Annotated in this window: 1 protein-coding gene and 1 pseudogene; both read left to right on the forward strand. The window is 65.8% G+C overall.

Annotation, left to right across the window (positions count from 1 at the left end):
- Nucleotides 1-133: 133 nt before the first annotated feature.
- The gene (locus tag U9983_RS27560) at nt 134-985 is read left to right on the forward strand and encodes an IS5 family transposase (RefSeq protein ID WP_322756807.1); all 852 of its coding nucleotides are present in this window, start codon (nt 134-136) and stop codon (nt 983-985) included.
- A 148-nt stretch (nt 986-1,133) separates the two neighbouring features.
- Nucleotides 1,134-1,332: pseudogene (locus U9983_RS27565) on the forward strand (hypothetical protein); the annotation flags it as partial.

The following is a 1,332-nucleotide window of genomic DNA, read 5'->3' on the forward strand; positions in this document are numbered from 1 at the left end:
AGGTTAAAAATCAAGCTTAGAGCGACCGGCAATGGGCGCTGCAGTGGGATGTCGATGAGGGGCCGAATGGATGCAGGCATGGCCCTGGTCAATCATGGAGTTCTCGACGCTCTGTAACTGACCGGGGGGTTCCATGCCTGCCGTACCAGCATGCCTGCTCGACGCCGTCTGGAGCGAGTTCGAACCGCTGCTGCCGTCCCATCCGCGGGTCTGCCCGACCCATCCGTTGCACTGTCACCGGCCACGCATCCCCGACCGTCTGATCTTCGAGAAGATCGTGGAAGCCGCGGTCCACGGCTCGGGTTACGAGCGGATCGCGGTCCCGGGCTGCTCGGACCGCACGATCCGACGCCGTCTGGCCGAGTGGGCCCGGCTGGGGATCGCCCGTAAAGTCCACGCCGCGGCGCTGGCCGCCTACGACCGGATGATCGGTTTGGAGGTGGCGGATCTGACCGGTGACGGCTGTATCACCAAGGCGCCGTGTGGTGGGGACAAGGCGGGTCCGTCCCCGGTGGATCGGCGCAAACAAGGCATGAAGCGGTCCGTGGGGACCGATGGCGGCGGTGTCCCGCTCGGGATCGTCTCGGCTGGGGCGAACCGGCATGACTCCCCGCTGCTGGACCCGACCATCGGCGAGATCCACCAGCAGGTGGGTGACCTGCCGGCGCACCCGCGCATGCACCTGGACTCCGGTTACGACGGCCAGCCGGTCCGGACCGTCCTGGCTGCCCATGGCATGGTCGGTGAGATCGCGCCGAAGGGTGAGCGGACCCCGATCCAGATCGGGAAGTGCTGGGTCGGGGAACGTACTCACGCGTGGATGAACGGCTACGGCAAACTCCGTCGTTGTACCGACAAGAACGGCGCGATCGTCGATTTTTATCTCTACTTGACCGCAGCCTTCGTCACCGTGCGTGCACTGATCCGGCAAGCCCGGACGCTCTACCGCTGGGACAGCCGATCCACCACCCGACGTCTCAAGTGACACCTATTGCCGGTCGCTCTCAGCCTGGATGCACCGTCCGATTTGCCTGTTGATCGGCGTGCTGAACGAGAAAGTGCCCTCTGACCTGGGATGACGGGGTTGCTGAGACCAACATCGACCCACAGGAGAGGGCACTTCCGAGAGGCAATTGTTGCATAGCCCATCGAAGATCCACATCGCGTTCGACGACCCCAACCTGGTCGCAGCCGCCGGGCTCGTGCCGGTAATGGGCCTGGCCGACCGGGTCGGCCTGGCAGACCTGGTCGGCCTGGCAGACCTGGTCGCCACGCACCTCCGCCTGCCCGCTTCGGCGGGCGACGCCGGCGCGAACGTCGAGCTGAAGGTCG

This window comes from Protofrankia sp. Cas3, assembly GCF_963555955.1.
Classification (GTDB): domain Bacteria; phylum Actinomycetota; class Actinomycetes; order Frankiales; family Frankiaceae; genus Protofrankia.

What these genes read in the sequence shown, in the direction of transcription:
- U9983_RS27560 (WP_322756807.1), top strand. Translation starts at nt 134, where the DNA reads ATGCCTGCCGTACCAGCATGCCTGCTCGACGCCGTCTGGAGCGAGTTC.